Raw genomic sequence first — 23305 nt, 5'->3', positions numbered from 1 at the left:
TCGAATTTAATTTGCCATCTTTTTGATTCGTCGCGTATATTTCGATTTCCGGCGTTTATTGCGATGCAGCGCAAGCTGCGCTATCGGCTCCGCGCCTTGCAGCGCAGCCGAAAGCGCCCGGGCGAGAGATAACAAAACGGTTCAACGGCCGAGTCGGCCCCCACAGTAGAGACGGTGTCCCCATGAACGATCATCAGCAGCCGGCAGTCGGTTCGCTTCCCGCCGCGCAGGGCATGTACGACCCCGCGAATGAACACGACGCGTGCGGCGTCGGCTTCGTCGCCCATATCAAGGGCAAGAAGAGCCACGAGATCATTCAGCAGGGTCTCAAGATTCTCGAGAATCTGGATCACCGGGGCGCGGTCGGCGCAGACCCGCTGATGGGCGACGGCGCGGGCATCCTCATTCAGGTGCCGGACGGTTTCTATCGCGAGGAAATGGCCAAGCAGGGCGTGACGCTGCCGCCGGCTGGCGAATACGGCGTCGGCATGATCTTCCTGCCGAAGGAACACGCGTCGCGCCTCGCGTGCGAGCAGGAACTCGAACGCACCGTGAAGGCCGAGGGACAAGTCGTGCTCGGCTGGCGCGACGTGCCGGTCGACGCCAACATGCCCATTTCGCCCGCCGTGAAGGCGAGCGAGCCGCTGATCCGCCAGATTTTCATCGGACGCGGCAAGGATATCGTCGTGACGGATGCGCTTGAGCGCAAGCTCTACATCATCCGCAAGACGGCGAGCCATCGCATTCAGGCGCTCAAGCTCAAGCACGGCAAGGAATACTTCGTGCCGTCCATGTCGTCGCGCACGGTCGTCTACAAGGGGCTGCTGCTGGCCGGTCAGGTCGGCGTGTACTACCGCGACCTGCAAGACGAGCGCGTCGTGTCCGCGCTCGCGCTCGTGCACCAGCGTTTCTCGACGAACACGTTCCCCGCGTGGGAACTGGCGCACCCGTACCGCATGATCGCGCACAACGGCGAGATCAACACCGTGAAGGGCAACGTCAACTGGCTGAACGCGCGCACCGGCGCGATCGCCTCGTACGTGCTCGGCGACGATCTGCCGAAGCTCTGGCCGCTGATCTATCCGGGCCAGTCGGACACCGCTTCGTTCGACAACTGTCTGGAACTGCTGGTGATGGCCGGCTATCCGCTCGTCCACGCGATGATGATGATGATTCCCGAAGCATGGGAACAGCACACGCTGATGGACGACAACCGCCGCGCGTTCTACGAATACCACGCCGCTATGATGGAGCCGTGGGACGGCCCGGCCGCGATTGCGTTCACGGACGGCCGCCAGATCGGCGCGACGCTCGACCGTAACGGCCTGCGCCCGGCGCGCTACATCGTGACGGACGACGACCTCGTGATCCTCGCGTCGGAATCCGGCGTGCTGCCCATTCCCGAATCGAAGATCGTCAAGAAGTGGCGTCTTCAGCCGGGCAAGATGTTCCTGATCGACATGGAGCAGGGCCGCATCATCGAGGACAAGGAGCTCAAGGACAACCTCGCGAACGCGAAGCCGTACAAGAGCTGGATCGACGCCGTGCGTATCAAGCTCGACGAGATCGAGCCGAAGGCCGAGGACGTGGAAGCGCAGCGCCGCGAGGCCGCCGCGCTGCTCGATCGCCAGCAGGCGTTCGGCTATACGCAAGAAGACCTCAAGTTCCTGATGGCGCCGATGGCGCAATCGGGCGAGGAGGCCGTCGGCTCCATGGGCAACGATTCGCCGCTCGCGGTCATGTCCAGCAAGAACAAGACGCTCTATCACTACTTCAAGCAGTTGTTCGCGCAGGTGACGAACCCGCCGATCGACCCGATCCGCGAGAACATGGTGATGTCGCTCGTCTCGTTCATCGGGCCGAAGCCGAACCTGCTCGACACTATCAACATCAACCCGACGATGCGCCTGGAAGTGTCGCAGCCCGTGCTCGACTTCAAGGACATCGCGAAGATCCGCGCCATCGACACGTACACCGGCGGCAAATTCCGCTCGTACGAACTGAGCATTTGCTATCCGGTCGCGTGGGGCAAGGAAGGCGTGGAAGCGCGCATTGCCTCGCTGTGCGCTGAAGCCGTCGATGCCGTGAAGTCCGGCTACAACATCCTGATCGTGTCGGACCGCAAGATGGACCGCGACAACGTCGCGATTCCGGCGCTGCTCGCCACGTCCGCCATTCACACGCACCTCGTGCAGCACGGCTTGCGCACGAGCACCGGTCTCGTCGTGGAAACGGGTTCGGCGCGCGAGACGCATCACTTCGCGCTGCTCGCGGGCTACGGCGCGGAAGCCGTGCATCCGTATCTCGCGCTGGAAACGCTCGCCAACATGGCCGAAGGGCTGAAGGGCGACCTGTCGGCGGACAAGGCCATCTACAACTTCACGAAGGCAGTCGGCAAGGGCCTGCACAAGGTCATGTCGAAGATGGGCATTTCGACGTACATGTCCTACACCGGCGCGCAGATCTTCGAAGCAGTCGGTCTGTCGTCGGATCTCGTGGAAAAGTATTTCAAGGGCACGGCGTCGAAGGTCGGCGGCATCGGCATCTTCGAAGTGGCCGAGGAAGCCATTCGCCTGCATCGCGATGCGTTCGGCGACAACCCCGTGCTCGCGACCATGCTGGATGCGGGCGGCGAGTACGCGTACCGCGTGCGTGGCGAAGAGCATATGTGGACGCCGGATGCCATCGCCAAGCTGCAACATTCGGCGCGCAGCAATTCGTACCAGACGTACAAGGAATACGCGCACCTTATTAACGACCAGACCAAGCGCCACATGACGTTCCGCGGCCTGTTCGAGTTCAGGCTTGACCCGGCTAAGGCCATTCCGCTCGATGAAGTGGAACCGGCGAAGGAAATCGTCAAGCGTTTTGCGACGGGCGCGATGTCGCTCGGCTCGATCAGCACGGAAGCGCACGCCACACTGGCGGTCGCGATGAACCGCATCGGCGGCAAGTCGAACACGGGCGAAGGCGGCGAAGACGAAACGCGCTATCGCAACGAACTGCGCGGCATTCCGATCAAGAGCGGCGACTCGCTGCAATCGATCATCGGCAAGGAAGTCGTCACCGACATTCCGCTGAAGGACGGCGATTCGCTGCGCTCGAAGATCAAGCAGGTCGCGTCCGGGCGCTTCGGCGTGACGGCGGAATATCTGTCGTCGGCGGATCAGATCCAGATCAAGATGGCGCAGGGCGCGAAGCCCGGCGAAGGCGGCCAGCTGCCCGGCCACAAGGTGTCGGACTACATCGGCAAGCTGCGTTATTCGGTGCCGGGCGTGGGCCTCATCTCGCCGCCGCCGCACCATGACATCTATTCGATCGAAGACCTGGCGCAGCTCATCCACGATCTGAAGAACGTGAATTCGTCGTCGAGCATTTCGGTGAAGCTGGTTTCCGAAGTGGGCGTCGGCACCGTGGCGGCGGGCGTCGCGAAGGCGAAGGCCGATCACGTCGTGATCGCGGGCCATGACGGCGGCACGGGCGCGTCCCCGCTGTCGTCGCTGAAGCATGCCGGCACGCCGTGGGAACTCGGCCTCGCCGAAACGCAGCAGACGCTCGTGCTCAACCGTCTGCGCGGCCGTATCCGCGTTCAGGCCGACGGCCAGATGAAGACCGGCCGCGATGTCGTGATCGGCGCGCTGCTCGGCGCGGACGAGTTCGGCTTCGCGACGGCGCCGCTCGTCGTCGAAGGCTGCATCATGATGCGCAAGTGCCACCTGAACACGTGCCCGGTCGGCGTCGCGACGCAGGATCCGGTGCTGCGAGCGAAGTTCACGGGCCAGCCGGAACACGTCGTCAACTTCTTCTTCTTCGTTGCGGAAGAAGTGCGCGAGATCATGGCGCAGCTCGGCCTGCGCAAGTTCGACGACCTGATCGGCCGCGTCGATCTGCTCGACACGAAGAAGGGCGTCGAGCACTGGAAGGCGAAGGGACTCGACTTCTCGCGCATCTTCTATCAGGTGCCGGTCAGCGAAGAAGTGGCGCGCAAGCATGTGGACGTGCAGGACCACGGTCTCGACAAGGCGCTGGATCACGTGCTGATCGAGAAGTCGAAGGCGGCGATCGAGAAGGGCGAGCACGTCTCGTTCATTCAGCCGGTGCGCAACGTGAATCGCACGGTCGGCGCCATGCTGTCCGGTCTGATCGCGAAGAAGTACGGCCACGACGGCTTGCCGGACGACACCATCCACATTCAGCTGAAGGGCACGGCGGGCCAGAGCTTCGGCGCGTTCCTCGCGAAGGGCGTGACGCTCGATCTCGTCGGCGACGGCAACGACTACGTCGGCAAGGGCTTGTCAGGCGGGCGCATCATCATTCGCCCGACCAACGACTTCCGCGGCAAGTCCGAGGAAAACATCATCTGCGGCAACACGGTGATGTACGGCGCAATCGAAGGCGAATCGTACTTCCGCGGCGTCGCGGGCGAGCGGTTCTGCGTGCGTAACTCGGGCGCGACGGCGGTTGTCGAAGGCACCGGCGACCACGGCTGCGAATACATGACGGGCGGCACGGTGATCGTGCTCGGCGAAACGGGCCGCAACTTCGCGGCGGGTATGTCGGGCGGCATCGCGTTCGTGTACGACCCGGACGGCACGTTCGCCGCAAAGTGCAACAAGTCGATGGTCGCGCTCGATCCGGTGCTGCAACAAGCCGAACAGGAGCGCACGGTGGATCGCGCGCTGTGGCACGCGGGCCAGACCGACGAAGCGCTGCTCAAGGGCCTCGTCGAGCGCCACTTTCAGTTCACCGGCTCGCCGCGTGCGAAGGCGCTGCTCGAAAACTGGGATGCGTCGCGTCGTCAGTTCGTGAAGGTGTTCCCGACCGAATACAAGCGCGCGCTCGGCGAAATCGGCGCGAGAAAGGCGAAGGAAGCACTGGCGGCTTAAGCCCGAAACACAACAAGTCAGGGCTCTCCGATGAAAAGGCATCGGAGAGCGCGATCCTCACTCAATACAGAGAAAGATATGGGCAAGGCAACCGGTTTTCTCGAATTCGAACGCCGCCATGAGGCGTACGAAGCACCGCTGACCCGCGTCAAGCATTACAAGGAATTCGTCGCTGCGCTGACTGACGACGACGCCAAGGTTCAAGGCGCGCGCTGCATGGATTGCGGTATTCCGTTCTGCAACAACGGCTGTCCGGTCAACAACATCATTCCGGACTTCAACGATCTCGTGTTCCGCCAGGACTGGAAGAGCGCGATCGAAGTGCTGCATTCGACCAACAACTTCCCGGAGTTCACGGGCCGCATCTGCCCGGCGCCTTGCGAGGCGGCGTGCACGCTCGGCATCAACGAAGATCCGGTCGGCATCAAGTCGATCGAGCGCAAGATCATCGACAAGGCGTGGGAAGAAGGCTGGGTCGCCCCACAGCCGCCGAAGCACAAGACGGGCAAGAAAGTCGCCGTCGTGGGTTCGGGTCCGGCGGGGCTCGCGGTCGCGCAGCAACTGGCGCGCGCGGGACATGACGTGGTCGTGTTCGAAAAGAATGATCGCATCGGCGGACTGCTGCGCTATGGCATCCCCGACTTCAAGCTGGAGAAGTGGCTGATCGACCGCCGCATGCGCCAGATGGAAGCGGAAGGCGTGTCGTTCCGCACGAACGTGTTCGTCGGCCGCGATGCGATCCCGTCGCACATCGGCAATACGGCGAAGGAAAGCATCACGCCGGAAGAACTGAAAGAGCAGTTCGACGCGGTGGTGGTCGCGGGCGGCTCGGAAACGCCGCGCGACTTGCCGGTGCCGGGGCGCGAGCTGCAAGGCATCCACTTCGCGATGGAGTTTCTCCCGCAGCAGAACAAGGTCAACGCGGGCGACAAGGTCGCGGATCAACTCGTCGCGAAGGGCAAGCATGTCGTCGTGATCGGCGGCGGCGATACGGGCTCGGACTGCGTCGGCACGTCGAACCGTCATGGCGCGAAGAGCGTCACGCAATTTGAACTGCTCGCGCAGCCGCCTGAAGAAGAGAACAAGCCGCTCGTGTGGCCGTACTGGCCGATCAAGCTGCGCACGTCGTCATCGCATGAGGAAGGTTGCGAGCGCGACTGGTCGGTTGCGACCAAGCGCTTTGAAGGCAAGAACGGCAAGGTGGAGAAGCTGATCGCGGCGCGCGTCGAATGGAAGAACGGCAAGATGCAAGAAGTGCCGAATTCCGAATTCGAGATGAAGGCGGATCTGGTTCTGCTCGCGATGGGTTTCACGCAGCCGCTTTCGCCGGTGCTCGAAGCGTTCGGCGTCGACAAGGACGCGCGCGGCAACGTGCGGGCAACGACTGAAGGCGAGAAGGCGTATTACACGTCGGTGGACAAGGTGTTCACGGCGGGCGATATGCGGCGCGGGCAGTCGCTCGTCGTCTGGGCGATTCGCGAAGGGCGTCAGTGCGCGCGGTCGGTGGATGCGTATTTGATGGGGTCGAGTGAGTTGCCGCGGTAATCGTTCGACGCATCGTGAAGCAAAAAGGCCACGCGTTCCGTGGCCTTTTTGCTATCTACGCGAAGAAATCAAGCCTCCACCATCGCCCTTTCGATCTCGATCTTGTAGTCATGGAACATCGCGACCGACTCCCGATGCGCGACGCTTAAGATGGCCGCTTTCGGCAACCGCTCGACCAGCGTGTTGTAGATGTGCAGCTCGTTCTCCGCATCGAGCGCGCTCGTCGCTTCGTCGAGGAACACGAAGTCCGGCTTGTGCAGCAGCACGCGCGCCGCAGCCAGCCGCTGCTGCTCGCCCGGCGACAAGCTGCGCGCCCAGTGCGCGCTTTCATCGAGCCGGTCCGCGTACGCTTCGAGGTTGCAGGCGCGCAAGGCTTCGCGCGATTCTTCGTCGGTGAACGTCGTGGCCGGCGACGGATACGACAGCGCCGCGCGCAACGTCCCGATCGGCAGATAACTCTGCTGCGGCACGAACATCAGCTTCGCATCGACGGGCGCGTCGATGGTGCCGTCGCCGAACGGCCACAGGCCCGCCAGCGCGCGCATCAGCGTGCTCTTGCCCGAACCCGACGGTCCGACGACGAGCCAGCGCGAACCGGGCTCGATCGACACGTCCGCCACGCGCGAAAGCGGCGTGCCATTCGGAAGCGCGAGTGTGAGGCCGGTCGTCGTCAGCGACGGCGTGCTCGTGTAATGCAGATTGATGCCGCCGCGTTCCGTCGCAGGCGACGTTTCCTCGCGGATATGCGTCGAGCGCATCACGCGCTTGAACTCGCGCAGACGGTTGACGGTGGCGCGCCATTCGACCAGCGTCGAATAACTGTTGATGAACCACGAGAAGGAATCGCTGACCGTGCCGAACGCCGATGAAATCTGCATCAGCACGCCGAATGAGAACGCGCCCGCGAAGTAGCGCGGCGCGGCGACCATGATCGGAAAAATGATCGCAATCTGCCCGTAGAAGGACAGCACGAAGGTCATGCGCTTCGTGTACTTCATGATGAGCCACCAGTTGTCGCGAATGCGCTGGAAGATGCTCTTCGCGTTGGCGGTTTCGGTGGCGATGCCGTCGTAGAACGCAATCTGCTCGGCGTTTTCGCGCACGCGAATCAGGCCGAAGCGGAAGTCCGCCTCCACTTTCTGCTGCTGATAGTTGATCGACACGAGCGGATGCCCGACCTTCTGGATGATGAGCGAGCCGAGGATCGCGTAGAGGGCGGCGGCCCACACCATGTAGCCCGGAACGACGAGCGGCTTGCCGAAGAGCGTCAGCGTCAGAGCGCCCGCGAGCGTCCACAAGATAGTGATGAAGGTGACGAGCGTGACGAGCGTCGACAGCAGGTCGAGCGACAGCGTAAGCGTGGTGGTCGCGAAGGATTGCAGGTCGTCGCTGATACGCTGGTCGGGGTTGTCGGCGAGGCGGTCGCGTTCGATGCGGTAGAACGCCTTGTCGCCGAACCATTGTTCGAGATACCGGTTCGTGAGCCATTGCCGCCAGCGGAACGCGAGCATTTGCCGGAGATAGCGGCCGTAGACGGCAAGCAGGATGTACGCGAACGCGAGACCCGTGAAGATCAGCAGCAAGTGCGGAAAGTCGCGCACGTTCTTGTTTTGCAGCGCGTTATAAAAGTCTGCGTTCCAGCTGTTGAGCCGCACGTTGATCCAGACGACCGTCATATTGATCGCGATGATCGCGACCAGAAGGCCCCACGCGATGCCGCGTTCTTCCGAGACCCAGTAAGGTTTGATGAGGCTCCACGCCGATACGTCATCCGCCTTCTGCTGCGTGCTTTCGAGATTCGTGTTGACCATGACCTTGTGTTCGGGTGCGCCGGATCGCCGGCGGGTTGAGACGGTGTCGCTTGCCGTTCGGCGCGCGGCATCGACGTGCGCGCAGCCAGTTCCGGGTTCGCAGATTGTTGTGATGCTGCCTTAACTGTCGCTTAATTCGGCCCGATCGTCCGATGAACCGGTGTTCGGGGCATTGTGCCAGAGTGCCGCCGGCCGCGACCGAAGCGGCACGACGCGGCACGACGCGGCACGACGCGGCACGACGGGAGCGCCACGGCCGCAGCGGGCAATCCCGGTTTGCAGCGGCTTTGCCTTTTATGCTCTAATGATCTGCGACGAAACAGGGGTGCTTCGCGCGACGTCACTGGCAACGGTGGCCGGCGCGGCGAGGCTGAGAGAGACCCTTTGCACCCGATCCGGGTAATACCGGCGAGGGAAGTTTCCGGAGAACGCGCGTTCGCCGCGCCATTCCTCCAGTCTCTTCCGGTCTTCCTTTTCCGCTCGGTGCGTCTGACGGCCGCCGTGCAGGTCTCTCCTCCGCTGATTCGTCACGTTAGTCAATCGGTATGCCGCTTCCTGCGGCGACGCTCGCGTACGTCGAGGCGACGCACGCGACCGGATGAGGAGACATCGGATTGTGAACAGCATGGAACAGGGCGACGCCCGCCGGCCGGATTTCGCCGTGATCGGCGGCGGGCTCGTCGGGCGGCTCGTCGCCTGGCAGCTTGCGGGCGCGGGGCACGGCGTCGCGCTCTACGAGCGTGGCGACGAAGCCGGCTCGCAGTCGGCCGCGTGGGTCGCCGCGGCCATGCTCGCGCCGCTCGCGGAGGCAACGAGCGCGGAGCCGCTCGTCGTCGAACTCGGCGCGGCGTCGCTCGCGCGCTGGCCGGATGTGCTCGCGGCATTGCCCGAGCCGGTCTTCTTTCAGCGCAACGGGACGCTCGTCGTCTGGCACGGCGCGGATCGCGCGGAAGCGCCGCTTTTCGAGCGCCGGCTGCGCGCGAACGCCCCGGTATCGCTACTCGACGGCGGTTTCGTCAAGCTCGCGGGCGCGCAGGTCGCCGAGGCGGAACCGGCGCTCGGGACGCGCTTCGCGCAGGGCTGGCTGCTGCCGCACGAAGGCCAGCTCGACAACCGGCAGGCGCTCAAGGCGCTCGCGGCGGGGCTGGCGGCGCGCGGCGTGCGCACGCACTGGAACACGCCGGTCGATGCCATGCCCGATGCGCGCTGGATCATCGATTGCCGCGGTCTCGGCGCGAAGGCCGCGTGGCCCGCGCTGCGCGGCATTCGCGGCGAAGTGGCGCGGGTGCATGCGCCGGGCATCGGGCTCACGCGGCCGGTGCGCTTGCTGCATCCGCGCTATCCGCTTTACATCGCGCCGAAGCAGAACGACGTCTACGTGATCGGCGCGACGGAAGTCGAGGGCGAGGACATGTCGCCCGTCAGCGTGCGCTCGGCGCTCGAATTGCTGAGCGCGGCCTTCGCCGTGCATCCGGGATTCGGCGAAGCGCGCATTCTCGAACTCAATTCGCAATGCCGGCCGACGCTGCCGGATCATCGTCCGGCCATTGCCTGGGATGGCGCGCAGACGCTGCGCGTGAACGGGCTGTATCGGCACGGCTTCATGATCGCGCCCGAAGTGGCCGATGCCGCGTGCGCGCTCGCCGATGCGCTCATCGGAGGAGCGGTGCGCGACGCCGCTTCGTTCGCGCAGTTCCGCGGCGATGCCGCATGGCCCGAGCTGCTGCACGGCGCGTTCGCGGCCGTGCCCGCGTGACACGATTCAGAGACAGAACCATGAACATCCACATCAATCAGCGCGAGTTCACCTTGCCCGATGCCGCGACCGTGACTGACGCGCTCGCCGCGTTCGGCGCGAAGCCGCCGTTCGCAGTCGCGCTCAACGGCCAGTTCGTCGCGCGCGGCGAGCATGGCACGAAGACGCTCGCGCCGGGCGACAAGCTCGACGTCGTTTCGCCCGTCGCGGGCGGTTGAACACACGAAGGATTCCATCATGACCACACAGACCGCCGATGTGCTCACGCTCTACGGCCAGGCATTTCCGAGCCGCGTGCTGCTCGGCACGTCGCGCTATCCGTCGCTGCAATCGCTGTCCGATTCCATCGATGCCGCGCGCCCCGGCATGGTGACGGTCGCGCTGCGCCGCCAGTCGGAGACGGGCGAAGCCGGCTTCTTCGACGTGCTCAAGCGTCACGGCGTCGCGCTGTTGCCGAACACCGCGGGCTGCCAGAGCGTCGACGAAGCGCTGACAACTGCCTACATGGCGCGGGAAGTCTTCGACACGCCGTGGATCAAGCTCGAACTGATCGGCGACGATTACACGCTCCAGCCCGACCCGATCGGCCTGGTCGAAGCGGCGGCGAAGCTCGTGCGCGACGGCTTCAAGGTGCTGCCGTACTGCACCGAAGATCTGGTGATCGGCCGGCGCCTGCTCGATGCCGGCTGCGAAGCGCTGATGCCGTGGGGCGCGCCCATCGGCACGGGCAAGGGCGTGACGAACCCGTACGGCCTGCGCACGCTGCGCGAGCGGCTGCCGGACGTGCCACTGATCGTCGATGCGGGTCTGGGCGTGCCGTCGCACGCGTGTCAGGTGATGGAGTGGGGCTTCGACGGCGTGCTGCTCAACACGGCGGTGTCGCAGGCCACGTTTCCGCCGCAGATGGCGCGTGCATTTGCGCTGGGCGTCGAAGCGGGCCGCAGCGCGTTCCTCGCCGGTCCGATGGCCGAGCGCGACAGCGCGCAGGCAAGCACGCCGGTCGTCGGCATGCCGTTCTGGCATCAGGACGGAGGTGCGGCATGAGCCTGCTCGGTCGCGAAGTGTTCTGGCCGCCGGCGGACGAACTCCTGGAAGTCGCGGAGCGCATCCGCGCGCGTCTGGGCGACTGGCCCGCCGCGTCGACGCGCTGGCGCATCTGCCTGACCGCGCCCGAATCGGCCGGCGCGCAGGATTTGATCGTGCTCACGGGCCCGCGTGAATCCGATCCCGGCGCGCTTGCCGGCGACGCCGCCCTGCTCGAAGCGCACGGCTCGCGCGTGACGCTGACGCGCAACGGCGCGCGTTTCGTGCTCGACGGCGAGCGCTCCGACGACTGGCTCGCCGCGCTCGCCGCGTTTCTCGACTGCAACTTCGAGCCGCACGATGCACTCGTTCTGGCGCTGGCCTGGCGCACCGGCGACGAGTCGAAAGACGACGCCTGGCCCGTCGATTTCGCGACGTTTCCGCGCGTGAGCGACCTTCCGCCCGCGCCGGAGCCCGCATTCCCCGCATGCCCCGACGCGCTCGGCCTCTATCCCGTTCTGCCGAGCGCGGAATGGGTGGAGCGCGTGCTCGAGCTGGGCGTCGCCACGGCGCAACTGCGCCGCAAAAGCGCGGACGCCGACGATCTTCGACGCGAGATCGAGCGGTCCGTGGCGGCGGGGCGTCGTCATCAGGCGCGGCTCTTCATCAACGATCACTGGCGCGAGGCGATAGCGGCGGGCGCTTACGGCGTGCACCTCGGCCAGGAAGACGTCGAGACCGCCGACCTGAGCGCGATTGCGGGCGCCGGCCTGCGCCTCGGCCTCTCGACGCACGGCTACTATGAAATGCTGCGCGCGCTGCATTTCCGGCCGAGCTATCTCGCGCTCGGCGCCGTCTTCCCGACGACGACGAAGGTCATGCCGACCAAGCCGCAGGGGCTTGCCCGCCTGCGCCGCTACGTGCAGCTTCTGCGCGGCCGGGTGCCGCTCGTCGCGATCGGCGGAATCGACGGCAAAGTGATCGGCGACGTGCTCGCGACGGGCGTGGGCAGCGCGGCGGTCGTGCGCGCGGTGACCGAAGCGCCGGATACTGCTCAGGCGGTCACATTGCTGCAACAAAACTTTGCAGGTCAATGCTGACAGTTCCGAAAAAATTAGGCACCGCGCACTAGGCAAAGCACCGATTGCACGCAGGCCCTATAATGCGGCGTTTTGCGTCAACGGAATTTCTTACCCAGTGCCAGCCTCTTCTGAGACTCTGCTCGAGCTACGCGACGTCGACTTCGGTTACGGCGACCGGCTCGTCCTGTCGAACCTGAACATGCGCTTCACGCGCGGTCAGGTCGTCGCGGTCATGGGCGGCTCGGGCTGCGGCAAGACCACGACGCTTCGGCTGATCGGCGGTCTCGTCAAGGCGAGCCGCGGCCAGGTGCTGTACGGCGGGCAGGACGTGGGCGCGCAGACCCGCGACGGCCTCTACGCGCTGCGCCGGAAGATGGGCATGCTGTTCCAGTTCGGCGCGCTCTTCACGGATCAGACGGTCTTCGAGAACGTCGCGTTTCCGCTGCGCGAGCACACGGATCTGCCCGAAGCGCTTATCCGCGATCTCGTTCTGATGAAGCTCAACGCCGTCGGCCTGCGCGGCGCGCGCGATCTCGCGCCGTCGGAAATCTCGGGCGGCATGGCGCGTCGCGTGGCGCTCGCGCGCGCCATCGCGCTCGATCCCGAACTCATGATGTACGACGAGCCGTTCGCCGGCCTCGATCCCATTTCGCTCGGCATCACCGCGAAGCTCATTCGCACGCTGAACGACGCGCTCGGCGCCACGTCCATTCTCGTCTCGCACGACGTGCCGGAGTCGTTCGCCATCGCCGACTACGTGTACTTCGTGGCCAACGGCGGCATCCATGCGGAAGGCACGCCGGCGCAACTGCGCGCGTCGCAGGACCCGACCGTGCGCCAGTTCATCGACGGCACGCCCGACGGCCCCTTCAAGTTCCACTACGCGAGCCAGAACCTCGCGGCGGATTTCGGCATCGGAGGCAAGGCATGATCAGCGCACTCGGACGCTGGGTGCTCGACGGCTTCGGCACCGCTGGTTACGCGACGCGCATGCTCGTGCGTCTCGTGCTCGAATTCTTCCCGCTGCTGCGCCGCCCGCGGCTTGTCACGAAACAAATCCACTTCGTCGGCAATTATTCGCTCGTGATCATCGCGGTGTCGGGCCTGTTCGTCGGCTTCGTGCTCGGCTTGCAGGGCTACTACACGCTCAACCGCTATGGCTCGGAGCAGGCGCTCGGGCTGCTCGTCGCGCTGTCGCTCGTGCGCGAACTCGGGCCCGTGGTCACGGCGCTGCTCTTCGCCGGGCGCGCTGGCACGTCGCTGACGGCGGAAATCGGCCTCATGAAGGCGGGCGAGCAACTCACGGCAATGGAAATGATGGCCGTCGATCCCATCAAGGTGGTCGTCGCGCCGCGCATGTGGGCGGGCATCATCTCGATGCCGGTGCTCGCGGCCATCTTCAGCGCGGTCGGCGTGATCGGCGGCTATGTGGTCGGCGTGCTGCTGATCGGCGTGGATTCGGGCGCGTTCTGGTCGCAGATGCAGGGCGGCGTGGATGTCTGGCGCGATGTCGGCAACGGCGTCGTGAAAAGCGTTGTGTTCGGTTTCGCGGTGACGTTCATCGCGCTGTTCCAGGGCTATGAAGCCCGGCCGACGCCCGAAGGCGTGTCGCGCGCGACGACGAAAACGGTCGTGTACGCGTCGCTCGCCGTGCTCGGCCTCGACTTCCTGCTGACCGCGTTGATGTTCAGCTAATGGACCACTCGCGGACGCTCGCGAGGGCGTGGGCGTTGTGAAGGGCACAGACCATCACGCGCAACCCGCGACAAGATTCTCTTTGGAAAGACGATGAAAAAGACTGCTCTCGACTTTTGGGTCGGCCTCTTCGTGGTGCTCGGTTTCGTGGCGCTGCTGTTTCTCGCGCTGAAGGCCGGCAACATGAGTTCCCTGTCGTTCCAGCAAACCTACGCCGTTCGGCTCAAGTTCGACAACATCGGCGGCCTGAAGCCGCGCGCGCCCGTTAAAAGCGCGGGCGTGACGGTCGGGCGCGTCGGCTCCATCGGCTTCGACCCGAACGCGTATCAGGCGGTCGTGACCATCGACATCGACAAGCAGTACCAGTTTCCGAAGGATTCGTCCGCGAAGATCCTGACCTCGGGTCTGCTCGGCGAGCAGTACATCGGCCTCGAGCCGGGCGGCGACGATCAGATGCTCAAGAACGGCGACACCATCACGATGACGCAATCGGCTGTCGTGCTCGAAAACCTGATCGGACAGTTCCTCTACAACAAGGCGGCGGATTCGGGCGCGTCGAAGGCAGCAACGCCGGCCGCGCCGGCCGCTGCCGCGCCGGCGTTCCCGGGCGCGGCCAGCGCCATGGGCGCTGCACCCGCACCCGCCGCACCCGCGGCGTCGGGCGCGGCGGCAGCGAGCGCGGCATCGGGCTCGGCTCAATAAGGAGAAGCTATGTACGCGATGGGGCTGCGGCGCGTGCTTGTCTCGGCGGCGGCGGTGACGCTCGCCGGTTGCGCGACGGTGACGACGCCCACGAAGGGCGATCCGTTCGAGAGTTACAACCGGACGATGTTCACCATCAACGACAAGGTGGACCAGTTCGCGCTGAAGCCGGTCGCGAAGGCGTACGTGTGGAGCGTGCCGGAGCCGGTGCGCAACAGCGTCACGAACTTCTTCTCGAATATCGGCGATGTGTACATCGCGGCGAACAATCTGCTGCAGTTGAAGATAGCGGATGGCGTCTCCGACATCATGCGCGTCGCGATCAACACGGTGTTCGGCGTCGGCGGCCTCTTCGACGTGGCGACCGTCGCCAAGTTGCCGAAGCACTCCGGCGACTTCGGCCTAACGCTCGGTCATTACGGCGTGCCGTCGGGTCCGTATCTCGTGCTGCCGCTGCTCGGGCCGAGCACGGTGCGCGATACGAGCGGTCTGGTGGTCGACTATTTCGGCAGTCCGCTGACATACGTGAGTCCGGATTCCGTGAGTTGGGCGCTGTATGGCGTGAACCTCGTCAATACGCGGGCGAATCTGCTCGGCGCGACGGACGTACTCGCCGATGCCGCGCTCGACAAATACTCGTTCGTGCGTAACGCGTACTTGCAGCGTCGGCAGTATCTGATTCACGGCGACACCGACGGCGATACCGGCAGCATGCCGAACTACGACGAAGCGCCGCTGCCGACGTACGCCGAACCGGGCGGCGCGAGCGGCGCGGTGGGCGCATCGGCAACGGCGGTGCCGCCCGCTGCGGCGTCGGCGGCGGAAGGCGCGTCGGGCGCGGCGCCTGCTTCGGGAACCGCAGCCACGCCGAACGCCGCGAGTTCTAGCGGCGCGACCGTGCCGGGCAATCAGTACGTGCCGCCGCGTGCGCCGCCCGGCTTCCCTTCGTTCCGCCTGCGTTGAGCGCATCCACGCTAACGCGCGGTAACATGATTGACAGCGTTTATTACAGATTGGCCGGTGCGCGGCCTGAACTTGGTTCAAGCGGCGCACTCCAATCCAAGCCACTTCTTTTGCAGGGTCTGCGATGAAAAAACTCTTCTTGCTTCCTTTGTTTGCCATGCTGATGGCGTTCTGCGGCGCGGCGTCGGCGCAAACGGTCGATACCAGCTCGCCCGACGGCATGATCAAGACCGTCACGCAGCAGGTTCTCGATCAGATCAAGTCGGACCCGAAGCTTCAGTCGGGCGACGTGCAGCACATCACCGAACTCGTCAACCAGAAGATCCTGCCGTACACGGACTTCACGCGCACCACGCGTCTCGTGATGGGCCGCAACTGGAATTCGGCCACGCCCGAGCAGCAAAAGCAGATCGTCGAGCAATTCAAGATGCTGCTGATCCGCACGTATTCGGGCGCGCTCAGCCAGGTGCGCAATCAGACCATTCAGTACAAGCCGTTCCGCGCATCGCCGGAAGACACCGATGTCGTCGTTCGCTCGGTGGTGATGAACAACGGCCAGCCGGTCGAGCTCGACTATCGCCTGTACAAGACGCCGCAAGGCTGGCGCGTGTATGACATCAACGTGCTCGGCGCATGGTTGATTCAGGCGTATCAGCAGCAGTTCAGCGAGCAGATCTCGCAACACGGCGTCGACGGCCTGCTGCAGTTCCTCACGCAGCGCAACCAGCAACTCGCGAGCGGCAAGGCTTCGTCGTGAGCGCAGTCGGCACCGGCGGCCGTTTCCAGACGGCCGCGTCCTTGACTCACGAAAGCGCGAAGGCCGCGCTCGAAGCCGGCCTTTCGCGCATCGCCGCGGGCGCGACGGAAGTCGATTGCGCGCCGCTTCGGCAGTTCGATTCGTCCGCGCTCGCCGTGCTGCTCGCATGGCAGCGCGCGGCCACTGCGCGCGGCGCCGCGCTCGGTATCGTCAACATTCCCTCCGGGCTTGCCAGTCTTGCGCAAGCCTATGGCGTCGACACGCTGCTCACCTTCCGACATTGATCCTGTCCTGACTCATATGCTCAGGCGCGGCGGCGTTCATCAGCGTGAGCACCGCCGCAAACAGGATCGCTCCGACGTCGGCTCTACCGGCTTTGCCCTATAATCAAACGTTTTTTCGGGCCCGAACCCGGCCCCTTTTGAAGCGAGCCCGGGTCCGTCACGCGTAATCCGCACAATCGAGGCGCGGCCGCACGAGGCGCGCGCACTGTTCATGTCAGCCATAGAAATCCGAAACGTCCGAAAGCGCTACAAGGATCTGCAGGCGCTCAAGGGCGTGAGCCTCACGGTGGAAGAGGGCGAGTTCTTCGGCCTGCTCGGCCCGAACGGCGCGGGCAAGACCACGTTGATCAGCATTCTCGCGGGACTCGCGCGGGCCGATAGCGGCACGATCAGCGTGCGCGGTCATGATGTCGTCAGCGATTTTCGCGCGGCGCGTCGGGCGCTCGGCGTCGTCCCGCAGGAGCTCGTGTTCGATCCGTTCTTTACGGTGCGCGAGTCGCTGCGCATCCAGTCGGGCTATTTCGGCCTGCGGAACAACGACGACTGGATCGACGAGGTCATGGCGAACCTCGATCTCACCGAGAAAGCCGACGTCAACACACGCGCGCTGTCCGGTGGCATGAAGCGCCGCGTGCTGGTGGCGCAGGCGCTGGTGCATCGGCCGCCTGTGATCGTGCTCGACGAACCCACGGCCGGCGTCGACGTCGAGCTTCGGCAGACGCTCTGGAAGTTCATCTCGCGCCTGAATCGCGAGGGACATACCATCGTGCTGACGACGCATTACCTCGAAGAAGCCGAATCGCTGTGCGACCGCCTGGCGATGCTTCGCCGCGGTGAGATCGTCGCGCTTGAGCGCACGAGCGCGCTGTTGCAGCGTTTCGCTGGCATGCAGCTCTATCTGCGCTTTTCGAGCGGCGTGCTGCCCGCCGACCTGCGCTCGTTGGAAGTCGATCCTCAAGCGGTATCCGGCGCGCAGCACCTCCTGCGCTTGTCGAGCTACGACGAAGTCGAGCCGATCCTCGCGAAATGTCGCGCGGCGGGCTGCACGTTCGACGAAATCGAAGTGCGCAAAGCCGATCTCGAAGACGTGTTCCTTCAGGTCATGAACGAGCCGGAAATGGTCGAGGGGCTTTCATGAGCGGTTTCCAGACGTTGTTCTACAAGGAGTTACTGCGCTTCTGGAAGGTGTCGTTTCAGACGGTGCTCGCGCCTATCGTCACCGCGCTGCTTTATCTCACCATCTTCGGTCACGCGCTGACCGGGCATGTGCAGGTCTATCCGGGTGTCGGGTACACGAGCTTTCTCGTGCCCGGCCTCGTGATGATGAGCGTGTTGCAGAACGCATTCGCGAACAGTTCGTCGTCGCTGATTCAGTCGAAGATCACGGGCAATCTCGTGTTCGTGCTGCTGCCGCCCATCGCGCATTGGGAGATGTTCTTCGCGTATGTGCTCGCGTCGGTCGTGCGCGGGTTGTGCGTCGGCTTCGGCGTCTTCATCGTGACGATATGGTTCATCCCGATGTCATTTTCCGCGCCGCTCTACATTATTGCGTTCGCGATGCTCGGCTCGGCGATTCTCGGCACGCTCGGTCTGATCGCCGGCATCTGGGCCGACAAGTTCGATCAATTGGCCGCGTTCCAGAACTTCCTGATCATGCCGCTCACGTTCCTGTCGGGCGTCTTCTATTCGACGCATTCGCTGCCGCCCGTCTGGCGCGCGGTGTCGCATCTGAATCCGTTCTTCTACATGATCGACGGTTTCCGCTACGGCTTTTTCGGCTCGTCGGACGTGAACCCGCTCTTGAGCCTGTGCATCGTCGGCGGCTTTCTGGTCGTGCTCGCGCTCATCGCGGTGCGGCTGCTCGCGAGCGGCTACAAGCTGCGTCACTAAATCTCAAGGAGACAATCCCATGTTGCCGACTCCCGAGCAAGTGAAGGACTACATCGCTGGCGGTCTGTCGTGCCAGCATCTCGAAGTGGAAGGCGACGGCCAGCATTTTTTCGCGACCATCGTGAGCGATGCGTTCGTCGGCAAACGCCTGATCGCGCGTCATCAACTGGTCTACGCGGCGCTCGGCGAGCGCATGCGCGAGGAGATTCATGCGCTCAGCATGAAGACCCTCACTCCCGACGAATGGAAATCGGCCTGAATCCATCCGGCGAAGCCAAACAAGTCACACGCAGGCCACACGCCCAACCCTCAGCAACAGCTAGCAACACCCGGCACGACCGGTAGAAGCAGGCAGAACCAGGCAGCACAGAGTGCGGAACATTCAAGATAACCGCGGCGCCGAATCCGGCTCCGCAGCAGGACGCTCGGTCGAAGGACAAGCAATCATGGACAAACTCGTCATTACGGGGGGCGCGAAGCTCTCCGGCGAAATCACCGTATCGGGCGCCAAGAACGCGGCTTTGCCGATTCTGTGCGCGAGCCTTCTCACCGCCGACGACGTCCATCTGTCGAACGTGCCGAACCTGAAGGACGTGCGCACCACGCTCGAACTGTTGCGTCAGATGGGCGTGCAGTCCGAAGCCATGACCGACGGCCGCGTGACGCTCAACGCGTCGAAGGTGGATAACCTCGTCGCGCCGTACGAGATGGTGAAGACCATGCGCGCGTCGATCCTCGTGCTCGGGCCGCTCGTCGCGCGTTTCGGCGAAGCGAAGGTGTCGCTGCCGGGCGGCTGCGCCATCGGCGCGCGTCCGGTCGATCAGCACATCAAGGGCCTTCAGGCGATGGGCGCCGAGATCAACATCGAGCACGGCTTCATCGAGGCGCGCGCGAAGCGTCTGAAGGGCGCGCGCATCATCACGGACATGATCACTGTGACCGGCACCGAGAATCTGCTGATGGCGGCGGTGCTGGCCGATGGCGAAACGATCATCGAAAACGCGGCGCGCGAGCCGGAAGTGAGCGACCTCGCGAATCTGCTCGTCGCGATGGGCGCGAAGATCGAAGGCATCGGCACGGACCGGCTGGTGATTCAGGGCGTCGAAAAGCTGCATGGCGCGCGTCATGCCGTGGTGCCGGACCGCATCGAAGCGGGTACGTTCCTGTGCGCGGTCGCGGCGGCGGGCGGCGATGTCACGCTGCGTCACGTGAGCCCGTCGCTGCTCGACGCCGTGACGGCCAAGCTGCGCGAAGCGGGCGTTTCCATCGAGGAAGGCGAAGACTGGATGCGCGTGCGCATGAGCAAGCGGCCGGAAGCCGTGAACATTCGCACGTCCGAATATCCCGCGTTCCCGACCGACATGCAGGCGCAGTTCATGGCGCTGAACGCGATTGCAAGCGGCACGTCGCAAGTGGTCGAGACCATCTTCGAGAACCGCTTCATGCACGTGCAGGAGCTGAACCGCCTGGGCGCGAGCATCACGGTCGATGGCAACACGGCGCTCGTGAGCGGCGTCGCGCAACTGTCGGGCGCGAAGGTCATGGCGACCGATCTGCGCGCGTCGGCGAGCCTCGTCATCGCGGCGATGTGCGCGGACGGCGAAACGCTGATCGACCGCATCTACCATCTGGATCGCGGCTATGACCGCATGGAGTCGAAGCTGACGGCGGTCGGCGCGAACGTTCGCCGCATCAAGGGTAGCGGGAGCGAGCAATGAGCTCGTTGCCGCAGACGTCGTCGTCGGTCGAGGCCAGCGCGCCGCTCACGCTCGCGCTCTCGAAAGGGCGTATCTTCGAGGAAACGGTGCCGCTACTCGCGGCAGCCGGCGTGCAGGTCGCCGAAGATCCGGAAAGCTCGCGCAAGCTGATTCTTCCGACCACGAACCCGAACCTGCGCGTGATCATCGTGCGCGCGACCGACGTGCCGACGTACGTCGAATACGGCGCGGCGGATTTCGGCGTGGCGGGCAAGGACGTGCTGATCGAGCATGGCGGCGGCGGTCTGTATCAGCCGGTGGATCTGAACATTGCGCGCTGCCGGATGTCGGTGGCCGTGAAGGCAGGCTTCGACTACGCCAACGCGGTGCGCCAGGGCGCGCGGCTGCGTGTCGCGACGAAGTACACGGAAACGGCGCGCGAACACTTCGCGGCGAAGGGCGTTCACGTCGATCTGATCAAGCTGTACGGATCGATGGAACTCGCGCCGCTCGTCGGCCTCGCGGATGCGATCGTCGATCTGGTGAGCTCCGGCGGCACGCTGCGCGCGAACAACCTGGTCGAGGTCGAAGAAATCATGCAGATTTCGTCGCGACTGGTGGTGAATCAGGCGGCGCTCAAGTTGAAGCGCGCGGCGCTGAAGCCCTATCTCGACGCGTTCGAGCGCGCCTCGGCAGCAACGAACAACTAGGGCGGCCGCTTCGCGCGGGCCGTCCACAGCACAATCGGAAACCAGCATGTCTATCAAGATTCGTAAGCTCGATTCCAGCACCGATGGTTTTCAAAAGGCGCTGCGCGCGGTGCTCGCGTTCGAAGCGAGCGAGGACGAAGCCATCGAGCGCGCCGTCGCGCATATTCTCGCCGACGTGAAAGCGCGCGGCGACGAAGCCGTGCTCGAATACACGAACAAGTTCGATCGCCTGAAAGCGGACAGCGTCGCGGCGCTCGAATTGCCAGCGTCCGAGATGGAAGCCGCGCTGGAAGGTCTCGAGCCGAAGCGCCGTGCGGCGCTCGAAGCGGCGGCGGCGCGCGTGCGCGGCTATCACGAAAAGCAGCGCATCGAATGCGGCAGCCATAGCTGGCAATACACCGAAGCCGACGGCACCGTTCTCGGCCAGAAGGTGACGCCGCTCGACCGCGCGGGCATCTACGTGCCGGGCGGCAAGGCGGCGTATCCGTCGTCGGTGCTGATGAACGCCATTCCGGCGCGCGTCGCGGGCGTGAAGGAAATCGTGATGGTCGTGCCCACGCCCGATGGCGTGAAGAATCCGCTCGTGCTCGCGGCCGCGCTGCTCGGCGGCGTCGATCGCGTGTTCACCATCGGCGGCGCGCAAGCCGTCGGCGCGCTCGCGTACGGCACGCAGACCGTGCCAGCTGTCGACAAGATTTGCGGTCCCGGCAACGCATATGTGGCGTCGGCGAAGCGTCGCGTGTTCGGAACCGTCGGTATCGACATGATCGCGGGGCCATCCGAGATTCTCGTGATCTGCGATGCGACCACCGATCCGCGCTGGGTTGCGATGGACCTGTTCTCGCAAGCCGAACACGACGAACTCGCGCAATCCATTCTGCTGTGCCCGGACGCGGCGTTCATCCAGCGCGTCGAGGACGCTATCGTCGAACTGCTTCCCGCGATGCCGCGGCGCGACGTCATCCAGCGCTCGCTCGAAGACCGCGGCGCGCTCATCAAGGTGAAGGACATGGCCGAAGCCTGCGCCATCGCCAACGACATCGCGCCGGAGCATCTGGAGATTTCCGCGCTCGATCCGCATCAGTGGGCCGCGCAGATTCACAACGCGGGCGCGATGTTCCTCGGCCGCTACACGAGCGAAAGCCTCGGCGACTACTGCGCCGGGCCGAACCACGTGCTGCCGACTTCGCGGACCGCGCGCTTTTCGTCGCCGCTCGGCGTCTACGACTTCATGAAGCGTTCGAGCGTCATCGAAGTGAGTTCGGACGGCGCGCAGACATTGGGCGAAATCGCGGCGGAACTCGCGTATGGCGAGGGGTTGCAGGCGCACGCGAAGAGCGCCGAATACCGGATGAAAAACGTCGGCTGAAGCGGGCCGTTGAACCGAACGAGGCGGCCTCAGAGCCGCCGCCAGCGCCAACAGCGCCACCATGAACACACCGAACGACATCATTCGTCCCGACGTCCTCGCGATGACGAGCTATCCCGTGCCGGAATCCACGGGCCTCATCAAGCTCGACGCGATGGAAAATCCCTACACGCTGCCCGACGCGCTCGCGCAACGGCTCGGCGCGCATCTCGCGGGCGTCGCGCTGAACCGTTATCCGGCGCCGCGCCCGGCTGAACTCATCGCGAAGCTCAAGCGCGCCATGCACGTTCCGCCCGCTTGCGACGTTCTACTCGGCAACGGCTCCGACGAGTTGATCAGCATGATGTCGGTCGCGTGTTCGAAGCCGGGCGCGAAAGTCGTCGCGCCGGTGCCGGGCTTCGTCATGTACCAACTGTCGGCGGCGTTCGCGCATCTCGAATTCATCGGCGTGCCGCTCAATGCCGATTTCACCCTGAACGCCGACGCGCTCATCGCCGCCATCAAGGAACACGCGCCCGCGCTCGTCTATCTCGCGTATCCGAACAATCCGACCGGCACGCTCTACGACGACGCCGATATCGAACGCGTGATCGCAGCGGCGACGAAGAGCCTCGTCGTCATCGACGAGGCGTACCAGCCGTTCGCCGAGAAAACGTGGATGCCGCGCGCCGCGGAGTTCGATAACGTCGTCGTGATGCGCACGGTGTCGAAGCTCGGTCTCGCGGGCATCCGCCTCGGTTACATGGCCGGTTCGCCCGCGTGGATCACGCAATTCGACAAGGTGCGCCCGCCGTACAACATCAACGTGCTGACGCAGGCCACCGCCGACTTCCTGCTCGATCATCTCGACGTGCTGGACGCGCAAGCCGCCGCGCTGCGCGAGGCGCGGGCCGACCTGGCGCGGGAAGTGGCCGCACTGCCGGGCATGACCGTTTATCCGAGCGCGGGCAACTTCCTGCTCGTGCGCGTGCCCGACGCGGCGCTCGCGTTCGAAACCCTGCTGACTTCGCGGGTTTTGGTGAAAAACGTGAGTAAAATGCATCCGTTGCTTACGAATTGCGTGCGTTTGACGGTCGGAACGGCCGACGAGAACGCGCAGATGCTCGCGGCGCTGAGAAAGCTCGCGCCCAACTGA

20 protein-coding genes and 1 riboswitch are annotated in these 23305 nt (G+C 64.7%); of the genes, 19 read left to right on the top strand and 1 reads right to left on the bottom strand.

Features of this window, described 5'->3' with window-relative positions; translation table 11 throughout:
• Positions 1–182: 182 nt before the first annotated feature.
• Positions 183–4886 (top strand): glutamate synthase-related protein, encoded by a 4704-nt coding sequence (locus tag LDZ24_RS12190; protein WP_248320612.1) that lies wholly within the window; start codon positions 183–185, stop codon positions 4884–4886.
• A gap of 78 nt (positions 4887–4964) precedes the next feature.
• Complete coding sequence (locus LDZ24_RS12185) at positions 4965–6431, top strand: glutamate synthase subunit beta (RefSeq protein ID WP_248320611.1); 1467 nt, start codon at positions 4965–4967, stop codon at positions 6429–6431.
• 68 nt (positions 6432–6499) lie between these two features.
• On the opposite strand, the gene LDZ24_RS12180 is transcribed toward LDZ24_RS12185, so the two are convergent.
• On the bottom strand, positions 6500–8242 hold the full coding sequence (locus tag LDZ24_RS12180; RefSeq protein WP_248320610.1) for an ABC transporter ATP-binding protein/permease: 1743 nt from the start codon (positions 8240–8242) through the stop codon (positions 6500–6502).
• Between the two features lie 311 nt (positions 8243–8553).
• Positions 8554–8676: riboswitch (TPP riboswitch) on the top strand.
• A 191-nt stretch (positions 8677–8867) separates the two neighbouring features.
• Here LDZ24_RS12180 and LDZ24_RS12175 point away from each other — a divergent pair.
• From LDZ24_RS12175 to hisC, 17 genes are all read left to right on the top strand, one after another.
• Positions 8868–9998 (top strand): FAD-dependent oxidoreductase, encoded by a 1131-nt coding sequence (locus LDZ24_RS12175; RefSeq protein ID WP_248322350.1) that lies wholly within the window; start codon positions 8868–8870, stop codon positions 9996–9998.
• 20 nt (positions 9999–10018) lie between these two features.
• A complete protein-coding gene (gene thiS / locus LDZ24_RS12170; protein WP_159837137.1) occupies positions 10019–10216 on the top strand; it encodes a sulfur carrier protein ThiS in 198 nt (65 codons plus the stop codon).
• Positions 10217–10235: 19 nt separating this feature from the next.
• The gene (locus tag LDZ24_RS12165; RefSeq protein WP_248320609.1) at positions 10236–11042 is read left to right on the top strand and encodes a thiazole synthase; all 807 of its coding nucleotides are present in this window, start codon (positions 10236–10238) and stop codon (positions 11040–11042) included.
• Positions 11039–12121 carry a thiamine phosphate synthase gene (thiE, locus tag LDZ24_RS12160; RefSeq protein WP_248320608.1) on the top strand — a complete coding sequence of 361 codons (1083 nt, stop codon included), beginning with the start codon at positions 11039–11041 and terminating at the stop codon, positions 12119–12121. Before LDZ24_RS12165 ends, thiE begins: the two co-directional genes overlap by 4 nt.
• Before the next feature lie 97 nt (positions 12122–12218).
• On the top strand, positions 12219–13034 hold the full coding sequence (locus LDZ24_RS12155; RefSeq protein ID WP_248320607.1) for an ABC transporter ATP-binding protein: 816 nt from the start codon (positions 12219–12221) through the stop codon (positions 13032–13034).
• Complete coding sequence (gene mlaE / locus LDZ24_RS12150) at positions 13031–13798, top strand: lipid asymmetry maintenance ABC transporter permease subunit MlaE (protein ID WP_248320606.1); 768 nt, start codon at positions 13031–13033, stop codon at positions 13796–13798. The genes LDZ24_RS12155 and mlaE overlap by 4 nt, the downstream gene beginning before the upstream one ends.
• Before the next feature lie 93 nt (positions 13799–13891).
• Positions 13892–14500, top strand: coding sequence for an outer membrane lipid asymmetry maintenance protein MlaD (gene mlaD / locus LDZ24_RS12145; RefSeq protein ID WP_244847355.1), 609 nt, complete (start codon positions 13892–13894; stop codon positions 14498–14500).
• A 9-nt stretch (positions 14501–14509) separates the two neighbouring features.
• Positions 14510–15463 carry a VacJ family lipoprotein gene (locus LDZ24_RS12140; RefSeq protein ID WP_248320605.1) on the top strand — a complete coding sequence of 318 codons (954 nt, stop codon included), beginning with the start codon at positions 14510–14512 and terminating at the stop codon, positions 15461–15463.
• Between the two features lie 124 nt (positions 15464–15587).
• The gene (locus LDZ24_RS12135; RefSeq protein WP_175946508.1) at positions 15588–16220 is read left to right on the top strand and encodes a phospholipid-binding protein MlaC; all 633 of its coding nucleotides are present in this window, start codon (positions 15588–15590) and stop codon (positions 16218–16220) included.
• On the top strand, positions 16217–16504 hold the full coding sequence (locus LDZ24_RS12130; protein WP_175946510.1) for a lipid asymmetry maintenance protein MlaB: 288 nt from the start codon (positions 16217–16219) through the stop codon (positions 16502–16504). The genes LDZ24_RS12135 and LDZ24_RS12130 overlap by 4 nt, the downstream gene beginning before the upstream one ends.
• 211 nt (positions 16505–16715) lie before the next feature.
• Positions 16716–17642 (top strand): ABC transporter ATP-binding protein, encoded by a 927-nt coding sequence (locus LDZ24_RS12125; protein ID WP_175946512.1) that lies wholly within the window; start codon positions 16716–16718, stop codon positions 17640–17642.
• Positions 17639–18394 (top strand): ABC transporter permease, encoded by a 756-nt coding sequence (locus LDZ24_RS12120; protein ID WP_244847352.1) that lies wholly within the window; start codon positions 17639–17641, stop codon positions 18392–18394. Before LDZ24_RS12125 ends, LDZ24_RS12120 begins: the two co-directional genes overlap by 4 nt.
• A 19-nt stretch (positions 18395–18413) precedes the next feature.
• Positions 18414–18653 (top strand): BolA family protein, encoded by a 240-nt coding sequence (locus LDZ24_RS12115; RefSeq protein ID WP_035506651.1) that lies wholly within the window; start codon positions 18414–18416, stop codon positions 18651–18653.
• Between the two features lie 187 nt (positions 18654–18840).
• Complete coding sequence (gene murA, locus LDZ24_RS12110) at positions 18841–20112, top strand: UDP-N-acetylglucosamine 1-carboxyvinyltransferase (RefSeq protein WP_248320604.1); 1272 nt, start codon at positions 18841–18843, stop codon at positions 20110–20112.
• On the top strand, positions 20109–20801 hold the full coding sequence (hisG, locus tag LDZ24_RS12105; protein ID WP_175946518.1) for an ATP phosphoribosyltransferase: 693 nt from the start codon (positions 20109–20111) through the stop codon (positions 20799–20801). The genes murA and hisG overlap by 4 nt, the downstream gene beginning before the upstream one ends.
• A 46-nt stretch (positions 20802–20847) precedes the next feature.
• Complete coding sequence (gene hisD, locus LDZ24_RS12100) at positions 20848–22170, top strand: histidinol dehydrogenase (protein ID WP_248320603.1); 1323 nt, start codon at positions 20848–20850, stop codon at positions 22168–22170.
• 61 nt (positions 22171–22231) lie between these two features.
• Positions 22232–23305 (top strand): histidinol-phosphate transaminase, encoded by a 1074-nt coding sequence (gene hisC / locus LDZ24_RS12095; protein ID WP_248320602.1) that lies wholly within the window; start codon positions 22232–22234, stop codon positions 23303–23305.

It is taken from the genome of Caballeronia sp. Sq4a (genome assembly GCF_023170545.1).
Lineage (GTDB): Bacteria > Pseudomonadota > Gammaproteobacteria > Burkholderiales > Burkholderiaceae > Caballeronia.
Note: the sequence above shows the minus strand (reverse complement) of the source record. Positions and strands in the feature narration are given on the sequence as shown.